Raw genomic sequence first — 5,141 nt, forward strand, 5'->3', positions numbered from 1 at the left:
CGGCCGGTGCGGGCAGGCGTCGCACTGGCGGCCTGCGGGCTGCTGCTCGCGGGCTGCGCCGCGCACGCCGACACCTCCCCGTCGGCGGCCCCGGTGTCGGTCGGCGGCACCGCGTCCGCCCCGGCCGCCCCGATGGGCCGGTCGGCGCCCGTCGGGCTGACGATCCCGTCGATCGGCGTGCACGCCTCCGTCATGTCCGTCGGGCTCAACCCCGACGGCACGGTGGGCGTCCCGCCGATCGAGGCGAACGCGCCCGCCGCCTGGTACGACGGCACCCCGACGCCCGGGCAGACCGGCCCGTCGGTGATCCTCGGCCACGTCACCGTCGGGCAGTTCGGCGACGGGGTGTTCCTGCACCTGTCGCGGATGCGCCCGGGCGACCGGATCGAGGTGCGGCGGCAGGACGGCTCGACGGCGGTGTTCACCGTCGACCGGGTGCAGACCGTCGGCAAGTCCGTCTTCCCCACCGCGGCCGTCTACGGGAACGTCGACCACCCCGCGCTGCGTCTCATCACGTGCGGCGGCCCGCACCTGAGCGGCGGCGGCTACCCGGACAACGTGATCGTCTACGCCTCGCTGACCGGGACCACGCCCTGAACGTCGGGGTCCGGAACCGGGAGCGGGCCGCGGCAGCCGGGCCCGAGGTCACGAGGGGGGCGGTCACCGCGGATCGCACGGAACGCGCGGAACGCACAGAGCAAGCGGGGCGCGGGGAACGCAAGGAACGCCGCAGGGCGTCGGAGGAGGAAGCGGCCGAGCTGTTCCGCGGCCTCTACCCGCGCCTGGCGGGCTGGTGCCGTCGTCTGGTCGACGACGACGGCACCGCCCACGAGATCGCCGCCGAGGCGTTCACCCGGCTGTGGGCGCGCTGGACCAAGGTCGACGAACCGACCGGCTTCCTCTACGTCACCGCCGCCAACCTGGTGCGCGACCACTGGCGCAGAATGGACCGCGAACGGCGCGCGCTGCGCCGGGCGGAGCAGGAGGAGTCGGTGCGGCAGACCGCCGAGGGGGACGAGCCGTCGGTGCGGCTGCTGGTCCAGTCGCTCCCCGAGCGGCTGCGCGACCCGGTGCTGCTGTACTACTTCGCGGACCTGCCGGTGCGCGAGGTCGCGGCGCGCCTGGGCCGCGCCGAAGGCACCGTCAAGTCCGACCTGCACACCGCCCGCGAACTGCTCCGTGCGACCCTTGGGGGCTTCCATGACCCGATCCGCTGACCGCTTCGGCCCGGACGGCGACGCGGACGACCCGAGCGGGTGGGGCGCCGAGGCCGATCCCTTCGTGCGGCTGGTGCGCGGCCCCGTCGAGCCGCTGCCCATCCCGGAGGGCTCCTTCGGGCAGCTGCGGCGGCGCGCGTCCCGGCGCAGACGGCGGCGAGCGGCGCTGGGGGCGACGGCGGGCGCCGGCGTGCTCGCGGTGGCGGTCTACCTCACCGGGACGTTCTCCCCCCAGGGCCCCGGCCAGGTCGTCACCCCGCCCGTGAGCCAGGGTCGTGGCCCCTCGATCTCCCTGCCCGAGCCCTCAGCCACCGGCGCGAGCAGCGCCGGCTCCCCCACGCCGACCCCGTCGGCCGCCCCCACGACGGGCACCCCGACGCCGGGTTCGGGCGGCTCGGCGAGCGCGAGCGCGCCCGGGAGCACCGGCGGCACGACGACCGCGGGAACGGGCGGGACCGGCGGCACCCCGCTGTGCACCGCCGACCAGCTCGCTCCACGCCTGGGCGGGGGCGACGCGGGCGCGGGCCAGATCCACATCTACCTGGTCGTCACCAACCACAGCTCCACGCCGTGCCATGTGACGGGCTACCCGGGTCTGTCGCTGCTGGACGCGTCGGGCCGTCAGATCGGCGTGCCGGCGACCTACGTGCACCAGCCCTACACCCCGGTGGTGCTGGCTCCGGGCGCGTCGGCGAGCGACACCATCCACACCGTGAACCGTCAGACGAACAACCCCTCGGAGTGCCTGCCGTCCTCGACCTCGCTGCGGATCTACCCGCCGGGCAGCCGCGCCTCCCTGGTCTTCCCCGGCCAGGTCACCGTCTGCCTCGGCACCTTCGAGGTCACCCCCTTCGGCCCGGGCGTCACCGGCAACCCGGCGAACTGACCCCTCGCCGCCGCCATGTTCGCCTCGTGTTCGCCTCGCCGGCCCGGTGGTCGCCGGGCACACGATGAACGCCCCCGTGCACAAGCCGGTGCACGGGGGCTCACCGTCGCCCTAGGAGAAGATCACGGATCGCAGCTTCAACCGGTCACCGAGCTGCTTGCCCGGGTTCATGACGTAGTAGGTGTCACCCTTGCAGTCGGGGTCGAGGAAGACGGTGGCCGTCGCGTCGGTGTAGTTCTCCGGCGCGAAGCCCGGGGCCTGGTCGGTGGTGAACGGCAGGTTCACGCATGTGCCGCTCTCGGGGTCGGCGAGACCGGTCGGCACGCCCGGGCCGACCTTGTAGTAGAAGTCGCCTGTCGCCGCGGACGCGGGGCTTGAGGCTGACAGGACGAAGGCGAGCACGCCGACGGCGGTGACCGCGGCTTGGCGGAGACGCATGAGAAGCCCTTCGAGGCATGCACCGTGCGGTGCCATCTGATTGATGCGGAATCACCATAGATTCGGCAAAAATGCAGAAACGGTTCGTTTCACAGATGCCGTCCGCCGTGTCGGGACCGACCGCCCAGCGCTGTCGACGCGGCACCCGACGGCACGCGGGGCCAGGACGCTCCTGGCCGGTGGTAGCTTCAAGGCATGACGCCGGAGGAACTGGCCAACCTCGCCCATCTGCGCCGGGCGCGGGATCTCATCGACCGGGAGTACGCGCGGCCGCTCGACGTGCCGACGATGGCGCAGCGTGCGCTGATGTCGCCCGCCCACTTCTCCCGGCGCTTCCGCGCGGCCTACGGCGAGACCCCGTACAGCTACCTCATGACCCGGCGGATCGAGCGGGCGATGACGCTGCTGCGGGGCGGCATGAGCGTGACGGACGCGTGCATGGCCGTCGGCTGTACCTCGCTCGGTTCGTTCAGCTCGAAGTTCACCGAGATCGTCGGGGAGAGCCCGAGCGCGTACCGCGACCGCGACCACAGCGCGGTGGTCGCGATGCCCCCCTGCGAGGCCAAGGTGCGCACCCGTCCCACCCGCGAGCCGGCCGCCGGCGCGGCGCGTCCGGCATCGAGCAGGATTCGAGAAGCAGGCGGCGACACGGCCGCCTAACGTGAACGGCATGACCATCGCGCTGCAGTACTGCCACATCACCGTCAACGACGTCGACGAGTCGGTCGCGTTCTACCGCGACGCGCTCGGCCTGGACCTGAAGGACGACGTCGCCTCCGGCGGCTTCCGCTGGGTCACCCTCGGCAGCCCGGACCAGCCGGAGGTGGCCGTCGTCCTCTCGGAGCCGCACGCGGGCCGGTCCCAGGCCGACGGCGACGTCCTGCAGGAGCTGCTCACCAAGGGCGTCCTGCCCTCGACCATCTTCAGCACCGACGACGTCGACGCGACCTTCGAGCGGGTGCGCGCGTCGGGCGCGGAGGTGCTGCAGGAGCCGATCGACCAGCCGTGGGGCCCGCGCGACTGCGCGTTCCGCGACCCCTCCGGCAACATGGTGCGGATCCAGGCCGCCAAATCCTGACGCTCCCGGCCTTCCCCGCGCCTTGTCCGTCGATCCCGGCCGCCGTCGGCGGCCGGGATTGACGCGTTCGCGGAGGCGGTCATACGGTTCCCAAGGGTGTTCGCATAGATGTCCCGCGTTCACATACAGGAACCAGGAGCAGCCTGCATGAGCCGGATCGCCGCCGTCACCGTCACTCCCGTCGCGTTCCAGGACCCGCCGCTGCTCAACGCCGTGGGCGTGCACGAGCCCTTCGCGCTGCGCGCGATCGTGGAGGTCACCACCGACTCCGGCGTCACCGGCCTCGGCGAGACGTACGCCGACGAGGGCCACCTGGCCCGGCTGCGCCTCGTGGCCGAGGCCGTCACCGGCCAGGACGTCTTCGCGCTCAACCGCATCCACGCGCACGCCGCGCGGGCGCTCGCCGGGGCGACCGGCAGCGACGGCCACGGGCTCACCGGCACGATCACCACCGGCGGCACCGTCGACCGGGTCTTCTCCCCCGTCGAGGTCGCCTGCCTCGACATCCAGGGCAAGCTGCTCGGACGGCCCGTCAGCGACCTGCTCGGCGGGGCGGTCCGCGAGCGCGTCCCGTTCAGCGCCTACCTCTTCTACAAGTGGGCCGCCCACCCCGGGGCCGAGCCCGACGCCTGGGGCGAGGCCCTGGACCCGGCCGGGATCGTCGCCCAGGCCCGCAGCATGGTCGACCGCTTCGGCTTCACCGCCGCCAAGCTCAAGGGCGGCGTCCTCCCGCCCGAGCAGGAGATCGCCGCTATCCGCGCGCTGCGCGAGGAGTTCCCCACGCTCCCGCTGCGCCTGGACCCGAACGCCGCCTGGAGCGTCGAGACCTCCGTCGAGGTCGGCAAGGAGCTCGCTGGCGTGCTCGAGTACCTGGAGGACCCGACCGCAGGCATCCCCGGCATGGCCGAGGTCGCCGCGCGGGTGCCCATGCCGCTGGCGACCAACATGTGCGTGGTCGGCTTCGACGAGGTGGCCGCCGCCGTGCGCGCGGGTTCGGTCGGGGTGATCCTCTCCGACCACCACTACTGGGGCGGCCTCCAGCGCTCCCGGCTGCTCGCCGGGATCTGCGAGACCTTCGGCCTGGGCCTGTCCATGCACTCCAACTCCCACCTGGGCGTCAGCCTCGCCGCCATGGTCCACCTCGCGGCCGCCACCCCGAACCTCGGCTACGCCTGCGACACCCACTGGCCCTGGAAGCGCGAGGACGAGGACGTCGTCCACCCCGGGGCCCTCACCTTCGCGGGCGGCTCCGTGGCCGTCCCCACGGCCCCCGGCCTCGGCGTCGAGCTCGACCGCGACGCGCTGACCCGCCTCCACCGGCAGTACCTCGACTGCGGACTGCGCTCTCGCGACGACACCGGCTACATGCGCCGCGTCGACCCCGCCTACAGGCTGGTCCAGCCGCGCTGGTGACGGCCGTCGCGCCGCCTTGACCGCTTGCGCGGCTCTCGCACGGCGGGATCGGCGGGACCTCGGTAGCGTCGGGAGGAGCGCCCTGTGATCCCTGGAGGCAGTCATGAGC

7 protein-coding genes are annotated in these 5,141 nt (G+C 73.4%); 6 read left to right on the forward strand and 1 reads right to left on the reverse strand.

Annotation, left to right across the window (positions count from 1 at the left end; all coding sequences use genetic code 11):
- Window positions 1-6 precede the first annotated feature (6 nt).
- From TR48_RS36115 to TR48_RS39525, 3 genes are all read left to right on the forward strand, one after another.
- Entirely contained in the window at window positions 7-597 is a 591-nt protein-coding gene (locus TR48_RS36115) for a class F sortase (protein WP_042374835.1), read from the forward strand.
- 161 nt (window positions 598-758) lie between these two features.
- Window positions 759-1,217: an RNA polymerase sigma factor gene (locus TR48_RS36120; RefSeq protein WP_042374836.1), complete on the forward strand. Its 459-nt coding sequence runs from the start codon at window positions 759-761 to the stop codon at window positions 1,215-1,217.
- Window positions 1,201-2,103, forward strand: coding sequence for a DUF4232 domain-containing protein (locus tag TR48_RS39525; RefSeq protein ID WP_052443332.1), 903 nt, complete (start codon window positions 1,201-1,203; stop codon window positions 2,101-2,103). Before TR48_RS36120 ends, TR48_RS39525 begins: the two co-directional genes overlap by 17 nt.
- A 111-nt stretch (window positions 2,104-2,214) precedes the next feature.
- Here TR48_RS39525 and TR48_RS36130 read toward each other — a convergent pair whose 3' ends face one another.
- The gene (locus TR48_RS36130) at window positions 2,215-2,541 is read right to left on the reverse strand and encodes a hypothetical protein (protein ID WP_042374826.1); all 327 of its coding nucleotides are present in this window, start codon (window positions 2,539-2,541) and stop codon (window positions 2,215-2,217) included.
- Between the two features lie 195 nt (window positions 2,542-2,736).
- Between TR48_RS36130 and TR48_RS36135 the strand changes: the two genes are divergently transcribed.
- From TR48_RS36135 to TR48_RS36145, 3 genes are all read left to right on the forward strand, one after another.
- On the forward strand, window positions 2,737-3,201 hold the full coding sequence (locus TR48_RS36135; RefSeq protein ID WP_042374827.1) for a helix-turn-helix transcriptional regulator: 465 nt from the start codon (window positions 2,737-2,739) through the stop codon (window positions 3,199-3,201).
- A 10-nt stretch (window positions 3,202-3,211) separates the two neighbouring features.
- Window positions 3,212-3,619 (forward strand): VOC family protein, encoded by a 408-nt coding sequence (locus TR48_RS36140; protein ID WP_042374838.1) that lies wholly within the window; start codon window positions 3,212-3,214, stop codon window positions 3,617-3,619.
- 147 nt (window positions 3,620-3,766) lie between these two features.
- Complete coding sequence (locus tag TR48_RS36145) at window positions 3,767-5,032, forward strand: glucarate dehydratase family protein (RefSeq protein ID WP_042374828.1); 1,266 nt, start codon at window positions 3,767-3,769, stop codon at window positions 5,030-5,032.
- The last annotated feature ends 109 nt before the right edge of the window (window positions 5,033-5,141 follow it).

This window comes from Streptacidiphilus neutrinimicus (assembly GCF_000787815.1).
Taxonomy (GTDB): domain Bacteria; phylum Actinomycetota; class Actinomycetes; order Streptomycetales; family Streptomycetaceae; genus Streptacidiphilus; species Streptacidiphilus neutrinimicus.